At 39.2% G+C, this 16360-nt stretch carries 15 protein-coding genes and 1 riboswitch; of the genes, 1 reads left to right on the top strand and 14 read right to left on the bottom strand.

Features of this window, described 5'->3' with window-relative positions; all coding sequences use genetic code 11:
- Positions 1-136: 136 nt before the first annotated feature.
- From glcT to NON16_RS01540, 5 genes are all read right to left on the bottom strand, one after another.
- A complete protein-coding gene (gene glcT / locus NON16_RS01520; RefSeq protein ID WP_257346419.1) occupies positions 137-970 on the bottom strand; it encodes a glucose PTS transporter transcription antiterminator GlcT in 834 nt (277 codons plus the stop codon).
- A gap of 205 nt (positions 971-1175) precedes the next feature.
- Positions 1176-1400, bottom strand: a complete 225-nt coding sequence (locus NON16_RS01525; protein WP_257346422.1) for a helix-turn-helix domain-containing protein — start codon at positions 1398-1400, stop codon at positions 1176-1178.
- 319 nt (positions 1401-1719) lie between these two features.
- On the bottom strand, positions 1720-2481 hold the full coding sequence (gene sdhB, locus NON16_RS01530) for a succinate dehydrogenase iron-sulfur subunit (RefSeq protein ID WP_257346449.1): 762 nt from the start codon (positions 2479-2481) through the stop codon (positions 1720-1722).
- A gap of 6 nt (positions 2482-2487) precedes the next feature.
- Entirely contained in the window at positions 2488-4248 is a 1761-nt protein-coding gene (sdhA, locus tag NON16_RS01535) for a succinate dehydrogenase flavoprotein subunit (RefSeq protein WP_257346452.1), read from the bottom strand.
- A 13-nt stretch (positions 4249-4261) separates the two neighbouring features.
- A complete protein-coding gene (locus NON16_RS01540; RefSeq protein ID WP_257346455.1) occupies positions 4262-4918 on the bottom strand; it encodes a succinate dehydrogenase cytochrome b558 subunit in 657 nt (218 codons plus the stop codon).
- Between the two features lie 529 nt (positions 4919-5447).
- On the opposite strand from NON16_RS01540, the gene NON16_RS01545 reads away from it, so the two are divergent.
- Positions 5448-5915, top strand: coding sequence for a YslB family protein (locus tag NON16_RS01545; protein ID WP_257346458.1), 468 nt, complete (start codon positions 5448-5450; stop codon positions 5913-5915).
- 105 nt (positions 5916-6020) lie between these two features.
- Here the strand turns inward: NON16_RS01545 and NON16_RS01550 are convergent, their stop codons facing one another.
- The 9 genes from NON16_RS01550 to NON16_RS01590 form a co-directional block, all read right to left on the bottom strand.
- Positions 6021-7253: an aspartate kinase gene (locus NON16_RS01550; protein WP_257346461.1), complete on the bottom strand. Its 1233-nt coding sequence runs from the start codon at positions 7251-7253 to the stop codon at positions 6021-6023.
- 190 nt (positions 7254-7443) lie between these two features.
- Positions 7444-7636, bottom strand: a riboswitch (Lysine riboswitch).
- Positions 7637-7717: 81 nt separating this feature from the next.
- The gene (gene uvrC, locus NON16_RS01555) at positions 7718-9517 is read right to left on the bottom strand and encodes an excinuclease ABC subunit UvrC (protein ID WP_257346464.1); all 1800 of its coding nucleotides are present in this window, start codon (positions 9515-9517) and stop codon (positions 7718-7720) included.
- 171 nt (positions 9518-9688) lie between these two features.
- Positions 9689-10003, bottom strand: a complete 315-nt coding sequence (gene trxA, locus NON16_RS01560) for a thioredoxin (RefSeq protein WP_257346467.1) — start codon at positions 10001-10003, stop codon at positions 9689-9691.
- 185 nt (positions 10004-10188) lie between these two features.
- Positions 10189-11160 (bottom strand): electron transfer flavoprotein subunit alpha/FixB family protein, encoded by a 972-nt coding sequence (locus NON16_RS01565; RefSeq protein WP_257346470.1) that lies wholly within the window; start codon positions 11158-11160, stop codon positions 10189-10191.
- Positions 11161-11176: 16 nt separating this feature from the next.
- The gene (locus NON16_RS01570; protein WP_257346472.1) at positions 11177-11947 is read right to left on the bottom strand and encodes an electron transfer flavoprotein subunit beta/FixA family protein; all 771 of its coding nucleotides are present in this window, start codon (positions 11945-11947) and stop codon (positions 11177-11179) included.
- Between the two features lie 18 nt (positions 11948-11965).
- Complete coding sequence (locus NON16_RS01575) at positions 11966-12742, bottom strand: enoyl-CoA hydratase (RefSeq protein ID WP_257346474.1); 777 nt, start codon at positions 12740-12742, stop codon at positions 11966-11968.
- Between the two features lie 12 nt (positions 12743-12754).
- The gene (gene fadR, locus NON16_RS01580) at positions 12755-13351 is read right to left on the bottom strand and encodes a fatty acid metabolism transcriptional regulator FadR (protein ID WP_257346477.1); all 597 of its coding nucleotides are present in this window, start codon (positions 13349-13351) and stop codon (positions 12755-12757) included.
- Positions 13352-13787: 436 nt separating this feature from the next.
- Positions 13788-15482, bottom strand: coding sequence for an AMP-binding protein (locus NON16_RS01585; protein WP_308216565.1), 1695 nt, complete (start codon positions 15480-15482; stop codon positions 13788-13790).
- A gap of 463 nt (positions 15483-15945) precedes the next feature.
- Positions 15946-16353 carry a DUF350 domain-containing protein gene (locus NON16_RS01590; protein WP_257346480.1) on the bottom strand — a complete coding sequence of 136 codons (408 nt, stop codon included), beginning with the start codon at positions 16351-16353 and terminating at the stop codon, positions 15946-15948.
- Positions 16354-16360 lie beyond the last annotated feature (7 nt).

Genomic DNA, 16360 nt, shown 5'->3' on the forward strand with positions numbered 1-16360 from the left:
AAAAGGCATGAGTAAAAAGACAACGAAATGCATCTAGAGATAGCGTACCCCTAAATGTTGCATTTCACTTATCTTCTTCACTCATGCCTGATCGTATCAGTAACACGTAAAGAATCGTGTATTATGTTATTTTGTGTTAAGAAAGCCTTTGCAAATGCATCGTCAGATAAACGGCTTCCGCATCTGAGACCTTTTTTCTTAAACGATGTTGCATGACTTTAATGAGCTTCCAAGATAAATTGTAGCATACCGGATATTCCTCTTTCAACACCTTTGCAAGTCTTTCTTGATTTTGAACCTGCTCACCGCGTTCTATACGTTCGATTGTATGCCTGAGATGTTGAACGAGACGCATATAGTTAATACCTGATTGATCGATTGAGACCTTTAATTGTTGCTGGGTCATTTCAATCATTTGGTTGATTAAATGAGAATACCCGCTTAATCTTGATAATGAACGGTTCGTCATAGCACTATGTAAGTGTAATGCGATAAATCCTATTTCCCCATCAGGTAAATTCACACCCGTTTTACGATTTATTATTTTCACAACTTCTTCAGCAACAGTGTACTCTTTTGGATAAAGGAGCTTGGTTTCAGTCAAAAATGGATTTACAAGATCCAAACCTTGTTGAATTCTTTTGATTGCGAATGCAATATGATCCGTTAAAGCAATGTGAATATGTTCATTAAATTGTATATGGAGCCGCTCTTCACTAAAGCGAATCACGTCGTTTATAACGAGCACTAAGGATTCATCAACCTGTTCGATTAGCTGTTTATACTGATCTTGTTCCACCTGGTCTTCTAAAATATAAAGCTTGTCCACCTTATCAGATTTAAGAGTGTCGTTAGCCTTTATTGAAAAACCAATACCTTTTCCAATTAGAACGACTTCTTTTTGCTCGGAATCCATTGCAATTACCACGTTATTATTTAATACCTTATGAACCGTGAAACGTGTACTCATACAACGACATTCCTTTCAAAGTGTATACCTGTCCGAACGTCAATATCATATCGAATTACCTTTCCTTTCGTCAACTCCCAAGTTCTTTATGTGTAAAAAATGGTGACTCATAGATGGAAGTAGCTACCTCGCACACTTTCAAATCGCACCGCTTAATTGTATATAAGCGGAGGTGCCAGTTCCCTATGAGTCACACTGCTATTACTTAGATCTCCAACTCGCCAAGCCGCAATAGCTCGACAACAGCTTGAGAGCGCCCCTTAACACCTAACTTCTGCATTGTATTGGAAATGTGATTTCGAACAGTTTTTTCACTTATGAAGAGTTGTTCTGCAATTTCTCTGGTCGTCTTGTCTTGAACAAGAAGTTCGAATACTTCTCTCTCCCTTTTTGTAAGTAGAGGCTTCGGTCGGTAGTGTTTCTCTTTCAATGATTTCACCCCTCCTTGCATGGGCTTTACGAGCTGCATATCATGTAGTAAAAAAGATATTTAGTCAACATATCATATGAAGGGATGAAATCGGTCGTGACTTACCTTGATAAATTTTATTGAGAAACTGTATTATTTTTTTATTTACCGAAGTGATTGAAGCATCGAGTCTGTCTATGGTGCTGGTTTTCCATTCTTCTTTTCAATTTGAACAATTCGTCCTCTATAGAAAGTATTTTTATACTTTCTATACGTGTAAAAAAGAGCGACTCCGTAATCTCGAGTCACTCTTCTTAGATGTCATATATTCTCATTATGTTTATTGATAATCAGAACCGAAGAAGTTTCGGAATGATTGCAATGAAGTATCACGGTTCAATGCCGCAATTGAAGTTGTCAGTGGAATTCCTTTAGGACACGATTGAACGCAGTTTTGCGAGTTCCCGCAAGATGCGAGCCCTCCGTCACCCATAAGTGCATCTAGTCGTTCTGACTTGTTCATTTCTCCTGTTGGATGTGCATTGAAGAGACGTACTTGCGACAGTGGCGCTGGTCCAATAAAGTCTGATTTATCGTTAACATTCGGGCAAGCCTCAAGGCATACACCGCATGTCATACATTTAGATAATTCATACGCCCATTGACGTTTCTTTTCAGGCATACGTGGCCCAGGTCCAAGATCATACGTGCCATCGATCGGAATCCATGCTTTTACCTTTTTCAATGCATCAAACATGCGACTTCGATCAACCTGCAAGTCACGAACCACAGGGAATGTAGCCATTGGTTCAAGTCGAATTGGTTGTTCTAGTTTATCGACTAGAGCCGTACAAGATTGTCTTGGCTTACCATTAATAACCATCGAACATGCTCCACATACTTCTTCAAGGCATCCCATTTCCCATGTTACTGGAGTAGTCTTTTCTCCTTGTCCATTAACAGGATTACGACGAATTTCCATTAGTGCAGAAATGACATTCATGTTTGTACGATATGGGATTTCAAATGTTTCTTCATACGATGCAGAATCAGGATTATCTTGACGTTTAATGATAAATTTAATTACTTTTTCCTCAGCCATGATGGATTACTTTGCCTCCTTCTTCTTAGAGTAGTCACGCTTACGAGGCTTAATGTGTGAAGTATCAACTGCTTCGTACCCAATATCTGGCCCATTCTTCTCTGCATTAAACTTCGCGATAGTTGTTTTCAAGAATTCATCGTCATTACGTTCAGGGAAGTCAGGCTTATAATGGGCACCGCGGCTTTCGTTACGATTTAATGCTCCAAGTGTAATGACACGCGCTAATTGAAGCATATGCCATAACTGACGTGTAAAGGAAACCCCTTGGTTGCTCCACTTGGACGTATCATTAATATTGATGTCTTTATAACGTGTCATAAGCTCAACAATCTTATCGTCTGTTTCCTGCAGCTTATCATTATAACGTACCACAGTAACGTTATCTGTCATCCATTGACCAAGTTCACGGTGAAGAACATATGCATTTTCTGTTCCATCCATTTTCATAATTTGATCAAGGTGTCCTTCTTCTTTCTTAATTTGTCTTTCGTAGATGGAAGAAGAAATATCTTCAGAACTTTTTTCAAGTCCTTGGATGTATTCTGCCGCCTTAGGTCCTGCAACCATACCACCAAAAATTGAAGAAAGTAGTGAGTTAGCTCCTAGGCGGTTGGCTCCATGTTGTGAATAATCGCACTCACCTGCAGCAAACAAACCAGGGATATTTGTCATTTGGTTATAATCGACCCACATACCACCCATAGAATAGTGGACAGCTGGGAAGATTTTCATCGGAACTTTACGAGGATCATCGCCCATGAATTTCTCATAGATTTCGATGATTCCTCCAAGCTTGATGTCTAGTTCTTTAGGATCCTTATGAGAAAGATCAAGGTAGACCATATTCTCACCATTGATTCCAAGCTTTTGATTTACGCACACATCGAAAATTTCACGTGTAGCGATATCACGCGGAACAAGGTTCCCGTATGCTGGATACTTTTCTTCTAAGAAATAGAAAGGCTTTCCGTCTTTATATGTCCATACACGTCCGCCTTCACCGCGTGCCGATTCGCTCATCAGACGAAGCTTATCGTCTCCTGGGATTGCTGTCGGATGAATTTGAATAAATTCTCCATTCGCATAGTGTACTCCTTGCTGATAAAGGACAGATGCAGCGGATCCTGTATTAATCACTGAATTGGTTGATTTACCAAAGATAACACCAGGTCCACCTGTGGCCATAATGACGGCATCGGATCTAAAACTTTGTATTTCAGACGTATTCAAGTTTTGTGCAACAATCCCACGACAAACATGATCATCATCGAGGACAGCCGATTGGAAATCCCAACCTTCATATTTCGTTACAAGTCCCTGTACTTCATATCGACGAACCTGTTCATCTAGTGCATATAATAACTGTTGTCCTGTTGTTGCTCCCGCAAATGCTGTACGGTGGTGTTGTGTTCCACCAAAACGACGGAAATCTAATAATCCTTCTGGTGTACGGTTAAACATTACTCCCATACGGTCAAGTAAGTGAATAATCCCCGGTGCAGCTTCACACATCGCTTTAACAGGTGGTTGATTTGCTAGAAAATCCCCACCATAAATCGTATCGTCAAAGTGAACGTATGGGGAGTCTCCCTCCCCTTTTGTATTTACTGCTCCGTTGATTCCGCCCTGTGCACAAACAGAGTGAGAACGTTTAACAGGTACGAGTGAGAACAGGTCAACGTGCATGCCCGCTTCAGCGGATTTGATCGTAGCCATTAAGCCTGCCAAACCACCGCCAACTATTATGATATTCCCTTTACTCATCGTGACTCACTCCTTATAAAATTGCTAGGTTGTTTGTTGCGAATGCGAACCATTCTGGATAAACAAACGCATAAATCGATCGTAGCCCGATAATTGAAACCACAAAAAAGATTCCAATTGTCACGTATGTTGCGATTTTTTGTGAACGAGGTGTTATCGTGAATCCCCAGCTAACGAGGAAAGACCATAATCCATTTGAAAAGTGGAAAATTGTAGAAAGAACACCAACTACATAAATTCCAACCATTAAAGGATTATCGAGGATCTCCTCCATCATATTGAAGTTAACCTCAGAACCAAACAATGCTGCTGCAAGCCGTGTCTCCCAAACATGCCAGGAAATAAAAATAAGCGTAATAATTCCTGTTATACGCTGCAATAAGAACATCCAGTTGCGTAAGTAGCCATAACGACTGACGTTATTGCGAGCCTGGAACGTTATGTAAAGTCCGAAAACAGCATGAAAAATGATCGGTAGGAAAATAATGAATATTTCCAAGAGATAACGGTATGGAAGACTTTCCATAAAATGAGCTGCAGCATTAAAGGAATCACGACCTCTTGTCGCAAAATGGTTAACAGTTAAATGTTGTAGCAAGAATAAACCGATTGGTATAACACCGAGTAATGAATGTAATCTTCGTAGTGCAAAATCTCGATTATCTGCCATCTCTATGCCCCCTTTGAAGTAGATGTAGCCGCTGCAAAACAATGTTTTTTAATATCCGATCATACGCTCAGGAATTAAACGAGTCGAAGACACGCTCCGACAAATATTGATAACATGTTTATTGTACTCCCATCATTTAGCACCGTCAAGAAAACGAATGTATTATAATATCGGAATTTTACTGAAATTGAAAGCCTTTTCCTTTTTGATACATAAATTAAAGGAATTCCAGAAAACGATAAATGACTCATAAACGTATAGAGGAATTCTATAAAGAAAGTTATAATAAAGAAAAGCGGAAGCGCCCTGTATAAGTCCGATAAAGAAAACTTGGTAAACGCTAAGGCGATTACCTTAGTTGCCCTTATGCCTGTGGTGCAAGCGCTGGAATTCTGCAACATAACACGCTTTTTGTGTTTGTGGAAGAATTGAAGCGACGATCTGCGCACCGGGGCGCTGGAGCTAGACATTGCATCTATGCTATAAAATTTTATACTTTCTTAACGTGTTAAAGAGGGGAGAAACAACAATGTTCAAACAAACAAACGATCAGCTGCCACAACTAAACTCTGAAAAAGAGGGTTACCTCTTCGGATATGAGTTATTACGAGATGTATTATTACCAGAGTTACTAGGGAACGAAAATCATAGAATACTTTATTGGGCCGGGAGGATGTTGGCACGAAAATACCCATTGGAAACAACAGACGAGTTAATCCAGTTTTTCGCAACTGCTAATTGGGGTGAGTTACGACTTAGTCAAGAGGATGCAAAATCGATGACATTTGAATTATTCTCCGACCGGGTTTCAGATTTGCTAATGAAACGCATGCATGAAGGTTTTCAGTTAGAAGCAGGATTTTTGGCTGAGCAGATTCAAAAACAGCAAGATAAAGTGACTGAGACGTTTGATGAAGTAAAGCGAGGAAAAGTGGATAAGATGATTTTTACAGTGCAATGGGATCGGAAAGATGAAATCCCGCAAACCTCTACATAATCTAAAATTGATAAAGAAGGCGGCCTTCCAGCATCTGGTTTTGGCCACCTTCATTCTTTGAATATTTCATTGCCTGTTTATAAAACTGGGCTTTCGAACACCCCCTTATACGTGGACGGGCTTTCTAGCATCAAGTTCAAATGCTTCATGTAAGCATTCAATAGCAGGAATCATCATACTGCTATCTACAATTGTAGACACCTTAATTTCTGATGTACTGACCATTTTTACCTTGATATGATCATTTGCGAGAACCTCAAACATTTGGGCTGCGACACCTGGATTAGAGATCATACCTGAGCCGACAATCGAAACTTTTGCAAGGTGCCCTTCATGCGTAATATGATCGTAATTTAAATGGGAACGATATTGTTTCAATACTTCTAACGTCTCCTTCAGCACCTCTGAATCTAGTGAAAAAGAGACATTCGTCGTTTGGTTTCCGTTTGTGTTTTGAATAATCACATCGACGTTAATCTGATGATCAGCAAGGATAGTAAACAAGTTTGCTAACATAGACATTTCATCTGGTAAACCATGAACAGTTATCTTTGTCACATTATCCTCAAATGCAATTCCACGTACCATAAGATTTCCTTCCATTGAAACTTCCTCCTCTACCATTGTTCCAGCTTCTTTTTCGATACTAGAGCGGACCTCCAGCGTAACATTATAGTTCTTTGCAAATTCAACTGATCTTGGATGCAAAACACCTGCTCCTAGATTGGCCATCTCAAGCATTTCATCATAGGAAATTGCCGGAAGTTTTCTCGCTTCGTTAACAACCCTTGGATCTGTCGTGTAGACTCCTTTAACATCTGTATAGATCTCGCATTTCGAAGCTTTTAAAGAAGCAGCTAATGCAACAGCTGATGTATCTGATCCCCCCCTACCAAGAGTCGCGATTTCTTCTTCAATCATCATTCCTTGAAATCCTGCTACAATGACAATGTTCCCACTCGCCAAGTGACGGTTGATCCGCTTTGTTTCTATATTCAGAATTCTTGCATTACCATGTTCCGATTCCGTTTTAATACCAGCTTGCCATCCAGTAAGCGAAACCGAATGATATCCTTTTTGCTGTAAAGCCATAGCTAACAACGACATCGAAACCTGCTCACCCGTAGAAATTAGCATGTCGAGTTCCCTTTTGGAGGGATGATCAGAAATGTTGTGTGCCATTTTAATTAAATGGTCTGTACTTTTTCCCATTGCCGAAACAACAACTACTACCTCATGCCCTTGTAAGTGAGTTTCAATAACTCGATTAGCTACATTTTGAATACGTTCAATTGATTCTACAGAAGTACCACCATATTTTTGAACAATTAATGACACATTTCCCATTCCTTTCAGTGGATCTAAGTAATATGTTTACGAAAAATAAAAAGAATTGACTCAATGTAAGTGTGACGGACCTTCCTTCACAACCATCGCAAAAGTCATTTTTGCATTGTGGTTGATACAGAAAACAGATCGTCAGTCTTGAGAGTCAATCCTCATGAACATCTGCCACACTAATTCCCTTACGTGAGATAGTCCTCCATACGACAGGCGGGATTCAGGTCGTATGACAGCCCTGTACTTATTCAATACAGGTCCAGCCAAATAAGTGTTGAGTATAACTATTTGGCTTCGGCGAATTCCCCTTTCCTTTGCTTTCACTAGAGCTCAACCTCTTCATGCAAAGTATTATTGGTTTTCGCGCCTCTACCATCACTCCATTGAAATTCGTTTGAAGTGTGGTCTTATAAAATTTGTTTATTATTGTATCAAAAACATAACAATCAAACAAGAGAAATTTATTCCTTTTTGTTATTTTGTTGATCCTGTTTTGAAAAGTAAGAAACTATATTTTCAGCAATAGAAGCAGGTATCCTTGCATTAACTAGATCATCGTAGGAAGCTTCTTTAATTCGTTTAAAAGAGCCAAAGTGACGTAACAATGATTTCCGTCTTTTTTCTCCCACCCCAGAAATATTCTGTAAACTTGATTGAATCATTCCTTTCTCACGAATCTTCCTATGAAATGTAATTGCGAACCGATGAACTTCATCTTGAATTCGCTGAAGTAAATAAAATTCCTGACTATTCTTCTCGAGTGGCACAATTTCAGGAGGATCCCCTATCATCAACTGTGCAGTCTTATGTTTATCATCTTTAACAAGTCCACAAACTGGTACAGAAAGTCCTAATTCATTCTCAAGCACATCGATTGCTGCTGAAATCTGGCCTTTTCCACCGTCAATTATAATTAAATCCGGTAACGGGAGGTTTTCTTTCAGAACTCTTGAATACCTTCTTCGGGTTACTTCTTTCATAGATGCGTAGTCATCAGGTCCTTCAACGGTTTTGATTTTATATTTTCGATATTCTTTCTTATTCGGTTTTCCATCTGTAAAAACAACCATGGCAGACACAGGGTTTGTTCCTTGGATGTTCGAGTTATCAAAAGCTTCGATTCTGTTCGGGGCGGCAATCCCCATTTGTTCTCCTAAATTATCAATAGCTTTTACAGTTCTAGCCTCATCTCGCTGGATTAACGCAAACTTTTCCGATAAAGCAATTTGTGCATTTTTCGTTGCTAATTGAACTAAATCTTTTTTCTTTCCTCTTTGGGGTTGAAGGACTGGCATCTTCAATAGCTGCCCTAACAAATCGCTTTCAATATTTTTCGGTACAAATATCTCTTTTGGCTTAATATGGTTATTTTGAAGATAAAATTGTCCAACAAACGAAAGGAATTCCTCTTCTGGATCTGAATAAAGAGGGAACAATGAAACATCACGTTCAATTAGTTTTCCTTGTCGAATAAAAAACACCTGGATGCACATCCAACCTTTATCAAATGCATATCCGAACACATCGCGGTCCTTTTGGTCGTTGTGAACCATCTTCTGTTGCTCCATAACCGATTCAATATGACGGATTTGATCACGGAATTCCTTTGCTCTTTCAAATTCCATGCATTCCGAAGCGTGTGCCATTTTCCCCTGAAGCTCGGCTTTCACCTCTTTATAACCACCGTTAAGAAAACGAACAATTCCTTCTACCATTACCCGATTTTGTTCATCGTTTACTTCATAAACACAAGGGGCGAGACATTGACCCATATGATAGTAAAGGCACACTCGGTCAGGTAGCGTTTTACACTTGCGAAGCGGATATATTCGGTCAAGAAGCTTTTTCGTTTCATTCGCGGCATAAACATTTGGGTAGGGTCCAAAATATTTCCCGCTACCCTTCTTAACCTTTCGTGTTGTAATTAATCTCGGATGCTTTTCATTTGTGACCTTAATATATGGGTAACTCTTATCATCCTTTAACATCACATTATATCTTGGGTCATGTTTTTTGATCAGATTCATTTCAAGAACAAGTGCCTCTAAATCTGAGGAAGTCACGATATATTCGAAGTCTTTAATCTCACTCACTAACCTCTGGGTTTTTCCATCGTGTGAACCTGTGAAATAGGAACGGACCCTATTCCTAAGTATTTTTGCTTTTCCTATATATATAATTGTTGCGTTTCTATCTTTCATTAAATAACATCCCGGCTGATCTGGAAGCAGGGCTAGTTTGTTTTTAATTTTTTCTTCCATCACTCTCACCCCCTCATTGTTCGAGTTGCACTAATTCATTTAAGGATATATATAGCGTATTAAAAAGGACCGCCTCAGAAAAGTGCATTCTCCCTATTTCGGAAAATACCTCAGATTGAGCCGGTCCCTTTTAGATATGTGTTCAATGAGTTGACGCATTAGAACCAAAGTTTATTGATGCTTATTAATCAAATCAACAAGAGCTTCTTTTGGTTGGAATCCAACAACTTGCTCTACAACTTCACCGTTCTTAAAGATCATTAGCGTCGGAATGCTCATAACTCCGTATTTTGAAGCTGTTTCTTGATTTTCATCAACATCGAGCTTTACGATTTTCACTTTATCGTTCATTTCACTATCTAGTTCTTCAAGAACTGGCGCAATCATCTTACAAGGTCCGCACCATGGTGCCCAGAAATCTGCAAGAACAAGGCCATCTCCAGTCTCTGTGCTAAAGCTTTGGTCTGAAACGTTTACAATTGCCATTTAAAAATGCCTCCTCAATATTCATCGCTTACTATAGAAATTATATCACCTAATAAATGAACTTCCTAATATTTTGTTTCACCTGTATCTTTACCAGGATAAGCAAAAAACATTACAAACGTGTAAAAAGATAAGGGCAGAATATACCCTTATCTTTTATTTAAAGTTATTGATTTGACACCTTTCTATACGAGAACCTTTTTGAACTCTTCCGTCAACTTAGGAACCACATCGAAAAGGTCTCCGACAATACCGTAATCCGCTACATTAAAGATATTCGCTTCTGGATCTTTATTAATCGCAACGATAATTTTGGAGTTAGACATACCTGCTAGATGTTGGATGGCCCCAGATATTCCACAGGCAATGTAAAGGTCTGGCGTTACTACTTTTCCTGTTTGCCCGATCTGTAGAGAATAATCACAATAGTCCGCATCACACGCGCCTCGTGATGCTCCTACTGCTGCCCCAAGTACGTCCGCAAGTTGATTAAGTGGATCAAAGCCATCCTTAGTCTTGACACCACGGCCACCTGCTACAATTACTTTTGCCTCTGAAAGATCGACGCCGTCTGTTGTTTTGCGAACAATTTCTTTTACAATGGTTCTTATATCTTTAATCGTTACATCTACCTTTGCAACATCACCTTTGCGGCTCTCATCCTTTTCTAATGCGGAAATGTTGTTCGGACGAATCGTTACAAATAATAAACCGTCTGTGATAAGTTTCTTTTCAAATGCCTTACCTGAATAAATTGGTCTCGTGTATATAATTTGTTCTCCAACCTTTTCAATTCCGGTAATATCTGAAATTAATCCTGACTGCAGCTTAGCAGCAATACGTGGGGAAAGATCTTTACCCATAGCCGTGTGACCAATAACAATCCCTTCTGGACTCTCTTGATCAATCACTTGCATGACTGCTTGGTTATAACCGTCCGTTGTATACGTTTTCAATTGATCGTTTTCTGCAACGAGAACTCGGTCAGCTCCATAATGAATCATATTTTCAGCAATGCCACTAACCGACTCACCACATAAAAGTCCAACAATTTCGCCACCATCTGAAATTTCTTTTGCTGCTGCAATTGCTTCGTAGGATACGTTACGAAGTTCACCTTCTCTAACTTCTCCTAGTACTAATACTTTTTTAGCCATGGCTTCTCTCTCCTTTTTATATTACTTTTGCTTCAGTTCTCAGTAATGACACTAATTCTTTTACCTGATCATCCAATTCGCCTTCGAGTACTTTCCCTGCTTGTTTTTCAGGTGGTAAAAAGATTTCAAGAGTTCGAGTCTTACCTTCTACGTCATCTTCATCAAGGTTAAGATCATCAAGCTCTAATTCTTCAAGCGGTTTCTTCTTCGCTTTCATGATTCCTGGTAATGATGGGTACCTTGGATCATTAAGCCCTTGTTGAGCAGTTACTAGAACCGGTAATGTTGTTTCAATAACTTCCAAGTCACCCTCGACATCCCGCTCGATGGTAGCTGTGCGATCTGAAATCTCTAGTTTAGTGATCGTTGTAACATGAGGCATATCAAGAAGTTCCGCAAGTCTAGGCCCAACTTGACCAGAGGCACCATCGATAGCCACATTTCCACCTAGAATTATATCGACTTCTTTATCTTCAAAATAAGCGGCAAGAATTTTAGCTGTAGAGTATTGATCGCCATCTTCGACGTCTTCATCATCAATGAGTACAGCTTTATCTGCTCCCATCGCTAATGCTGTACGAAGCTGTTTGTCACTTTCTTCTTCCCCTACAGTAACAACGGTAACTTCCCCACCGTGGTCATCTCGTAGTTTAATTGCTTCCTCAACTGCATATTCATCGTAAGGATTGATAATAAATTCAACGCCATCCTCACTAATCTTTCCATTTTCAATTGCAATCTTTTCTTCCGTATCAAATGTACGCTTTAGTATCACATAAATGTTCATTTTTGTTTCCCTCCAATATTAATGATCTTGAAATTCTGGTTTTCTCTTTTCTATAAATGCTTGAATTCCTTCTTGTCCATCATGGGAGACAAATGCTTTCCCAAAAAGATCTGTTTCCTTCTTAGATCCAGCTTCAAATTCATTGTTACGAGCATAATCAAGTAATTCAAGTGTGAATCCTACCGCAACTGCACTCTTGGTAGCCGCCTTTTCTGCGAGAGTATACGCTTTTTCTAATAAGTCTTCATCACTACTTACTGACTGGTTCGCTAACCCCCACTGAACAGCCTCTATTCCACTGATGGGTTCAGATGTTAAAAGTAGTTCCGTGGCTTTTGCTGTACCAATATAACGTGGAAGTCGCTGGGATCCAGCAAAACCTGGAACTAGACCAAGTTGTAATTCAGGCAATCCGAGTTTAGTAGAATCAGTAACAATGCGTATGTGACATGCCATTGCAAGTTCTAGGCCCCCACCAAGTGCAGCACCATGAACAGCAGCAATAATTGGTTTAGAAAATTGCTCAATTCGTTTAAAAACTCGTTGACCGAATGCACCAAGCTCTGCAAAGGATTGTTCACCTTTAATTTTTGTAAATTCCTTAATATCAGCACCTGCTGAGAAGAATCTTCCTTCGCCCCTTACTACTATTGCTTTCACATCTGAGTCGTTTTCCACTTGATCAAGAACGGTGTTTAATTCTTTGATCATTGAAGAACAAAGCGCATTAGCAGGAGCATTTTGAAGAAGGAGTGTTGCTACTTTTCCTTCCTTTGAGTACGATAGATAATCCATAACAAACCTCCTTTAACTTGATCTATAACGTAAACCGTTAATAAGTAATTGATGAACCGGTTTTGCAAGCGCTATCAAATCATAGCGATGATCATTCATAACCCAGCTTGTTGTCGTTTCATCAATCGTCCCGAAAATCATTTGCCGGACAATCCTAATATCTAAATCAGATACAAAGGTTTTCTGTTCCATTCCATCGTATATAATCTGATCAACCAACTCAAGATACCTCTTAAGCACTTCCCCAATTTTGACACGTAGATCCCGGTTTGTTTGTCTTAATTCGAGCTGAGTTACAATGGCAAGTTCATGATCGTCGGATAATTGTTTAAAATGCATCTCAATCAGTGTTAATAGTTTTTCTTCAATTGATTGTACATGTTCGATTTCATCTCTGGTTGTGTCGATAAACTTCCCCATTTTTTCACGAAAAAGAGAAATTAATAAATCCTCTTTATTTTTGAAATAGAGATAAATGGTTCCGTCAGCTACCCCAGCTTCTTTAGCAATCTTTGATATTTGTGATTGATGATAGCCATGTTTTGCAATAACCGCTACCGCAGCATCAATTATTTTTTCATATTTGGGGCCTTTGCGTTTAACGGTCATTACTTTACCTCCAAAGGTTTTATTACTGCGTGAAATAAACTGGCCAACACCAAAATCCGTTCAAATGTTTGACGAATAAAGAAAACTTGGTTAGCGACAAGCCTTAGCGCAGGTGATCGCCGTAGTTGCGCTTATACTATAGAAAGTATTTTTATACTTTCTTAACGTGTAAAAAATGTCACATACAAAACGTTCATAAAAATGAATGAACGTTCACTCGGGTTCATTGTACTGTAAAAGGAACGGTAGTGTCAATTGATGTTTGCCACTTTTCTGAATTTTGCTTATGTACGATTATTTAGAATACATCCACAAGTACTGAAAATTCCTCAACATAACATGTTTGTCTCAGCTACTAAGAAAGTGTGGGTCTCCATGACGTACAAAACGGCTGTACGCACGGAGAAACCAAGCACTTTATTAGAAACGCACATGATTATTTTGCTTGCTGCTCTTGTTCCTTTAGCTTTCTTTTTTCCTCTTCTACAAGAACTCTTCGTAATACCTTCCCGACCATCGTTTTTGGTAGCTCTTCTCTAAATTCATAAAGACGCGGTGCTTTAAACGAAGCTAAGTGCTTTCGGCAATGCACATTAAGCTCTTCTTCACTGCAAGTAACACCATCCTTCAATACGATAAATGCTTTTACTGTTTCACCACGATACGGATCTGGAACTCCAATGACCGTCGCCTCAAGCACATCAGGATGTTCAAAGAGGATTTCTTCAACTTCGCGTGGATAAATATTAAACCCCCCAGCAATAATCATATCCTTCTTTCGGTCAACGATGTAGAAGTAGCCGTTTTCATCCATATAACCCATATCACCTGTTAACAACCACCCGTCATGAAAGGTTGCCGCAGATTCCTCAGGTTGATTCCAGTACCCTTTCATTACTTGAGGGCCTTTCACCATTAATTCTCCTACTTCATTCAAATCTGCAATCCGTCCATTTTCTGCAGAAAGAATCGCTGCATCTGTATTCGGCCATGGCAACCCAATACTTCCTTTAACGCGACTTCCATAAAGAAAATTCGCATGAGTTACTGGAGATGCTTCAGTCAACCCGTAACCTTCTACAAGGTTTCCTCCTGTTACTGCTTCAAAGTTCGCTTGAACCTCCACCGGAAGCGGTGCCGAACCGCTAATACAATTTCGGATTGACGAGAGGTCAAAATTCTCAATGTTTGGGTGGTTTAACAATCCAATATACATTGTAGGTGCACCAGGAAACATCGTAGGCTTTTGCTTCTCAATCGATTTAAGTACTTGCTTAGGATCAAACTTAGGGAGAATGATCATCTCAGCAAGATACATGATTGAGAAATTCATAACACATGTCATTCCATACACATGGAAGAAAGGTAGTGCGCCTAGGATCTTTTCCTCACCATACTTCGCTTTATACATCCAGTACCGGCATTGCATGGTATTTGCTACTAAATTATAATGGGTAAGCATAACGCCCTTTGCAGGTCCTGTAGTGCCGCCTGTATACTGAAGCAATGCAAGGTCTTCTTTTGGATCCAGATCCAACTCAATTTCATTAGCTAAACCATCTTCTATCAATTGTTTCAAAGAATGAACCGTATCCGTGTACTCCATTCGAACGACGATGTTCGTCTGTCTCTTTTGAACAAACGGGTATAGAAGATTTTTCGGAAACGGTAGATAATCCTTAACTCCAGTTACGATTACATGTTTAAGCGACGTTCGTTTTCTGACAGCCTCCACCTTTGGGAACAAAAGATCCAGCCCAATGATGATTTTCGCTCCTGAATCGACCAACTGATGTTCAAGCTCCCTTTCTTTATATAAAGGGTTTGTCTGAACAACAATACCACCTGCAATTAGAACAGCGTAATAGCTGATTACGGATTGCGGAGAATTCGGGAGCATTATTGCCACTCTTTCACCTTTATTCAAACCAAGAGATTTTAATTGATTAGCCAATTTCAATGCACTGTCATAAACTTCCCCATAGGTCATTCGCTTTCCCAAAAAGTAAAGGGCTGGTTTTGTTGGATTCCTTCTTGCTGCATCCGCTAAATAAAACTGCAATGGCTTATTATCAATTTCTACTTCATGAGGGATTTCTTTGGGGTAATTGTTTAACCAATGCTTCTCCACCTTAATCTCCTCCTTTTGTACAGCTCCCTTCCCTTAAAAAACTTAATAAACTCACTCTCTACTACTATTATAATGAAAACGAATACAATTATATATATATTTAGAATATTTAGATGAAATATTTTTTTCCAAGTGGTCGCCATTCTTCTCTCATAAGCTTGTAATGTCCTACATATGTTTACTTTTGATAAGGCTTTTTTAAAACTTTTGGGGGAGAGATGTAATGCGAATTTTAATTCCTTTTATTGTTGTCCTAGTTCTTTTGAGTGGATGTCACATTTCTTAGTTTCAAGAAAAAAAGAGCTGTATCTAACAGCAGGGTGAAAGCATATCCCTACCATTACTAGATATCAGCTCGTACATCTTAGCTACTCTTTATAGGATAAGATAAATGACTCCTGTTAAAATAAATAAGCCACAGCAAACCATGAGTACTTTCCATAATGTTTCCATTTAGTTACTCCTAACCAATCCCACTGCCGATCACGTAGGATAATCCTACTGAGATCACCATTGATATCAAACCAACAGCTCGGTTATCGTTTTGGATTTCTTCATCAATTCGAAATCGTGGTGTTAAAAATTCGAAAATAAAATAACCAATCAACAAAAGGATAAATCCGTAAATTCCCCAAACTGTCATATCTATTACAGAATCATTCTGTTCGATTGAGTAGCGGAAAATATTCGCTATTCCAAATATTTTTCCGCCTGTTGCCAGGGCGACAGAAAGGTTCCCTCTACTAATTTCTTCCCAGTTTTTGTATTTTGTTACGATTTCAAATACTGCTAAAAATAAAATCATACTTAATACAACAACACTATAATTTGCAACTGTCTCTACATAAGGGTTCGCTAACCAACCTTCCATACCCTCT

This window comes from Pseudalkalibacillus decolorationis (genome assembly GCF_024609785.1).
Classification (GTDB): Bacteria; Bacillota; Bacilli; order Bacillales; family Fictibacillaceae; genus Pseudalkalibacillus; species Pseudalkalibacillus decolorationis.

Excerpts from the sequence above, each read along its gene's own strand:
- glcT (WP_257346419.1), bottom strand. The coding sequence starts at position 970 with ATGAGTACACGTTTCACGGTTCATAAGGTATTAAATAATAACGTGGTA.
- sdhB (WP_257346449.1), bottom strand. The coding sequence starts at position 2,481 with ATGGCTGAGGAAAAAGTAATTAAATTTATCATTAAACGTCAAGATAAT.
- sdhA (WP_257346452.1), bottom strand. The coding sequence starts at position 4,248 with ATGAGTAAAGGGAATATCATAATAGTTGGCGGTGGTTTGGCAGGCTTA.
- NON16_RS01540 (WP_257346455.1), bottom strand. The coding sequence starts at position 4,918 with ATGGCAGATAATCGAGATTTTGCACTACGAAGATTACATTCATTACTC.
- NON16_RS01545 (WP_257346458.1), top strand. The coding sequence starts at position 5,448 with ATGTTCAAACAAACAAACGATCAGCTGCCACAACTAAACTCTGAAAAA.
- uvrC (WP_257346464.1), bottom strand. The coding sequence starts at position 9,517 with ATGGAAGAAAAAATTAAAAACAAACTAGCCCTGCTTCCAGATCAGCCG.
- trxA (WP_257346467.1), bottom strand. The coding sequence starts at position 10,003 with ATGGCAATTGTAAACGTTTCAGACCAAAGCTTTAGCACAGAGACTGGA.
- NON16_RS01565 (WP_257346470.1), bottom strand. The coding sequence starts at position 11,160 with ATGGCTAAAAAAGTATTAGTACTAGGAGAAGTTAGAGAAGGTGAACTT.
- NON16_RS01570 (WP_257346472.1), bottom strand. The coding sequence starts at position 11,947 with ATGAACATTTATGTGATACTAAAGCGTACATTTGATACGGAAGAAAAG.
- NON16_RS01575 (WP_257346474.1), bottom strand. The coding sequence starts at position 12,742 with ATGGATTATCTATCGTACTCAAAGGAAGGAAAAGTAGCAACACTCCTT.
- fadR (WP_257346477.1), bottom strand. The coding sequence starts at position 13,351 with ATGACCGTTAAACGCAAAGGCCCCAAATATGAAAAAATAATTGATGCT.
- NON16_RS01590 (WP_257346480.1), bottom strand. The coding sequence starts at position 16,353 with ATGGAAGGTTGGTTAGCGAACCCTTATGTAGAGACAGTTGCAAATTAT.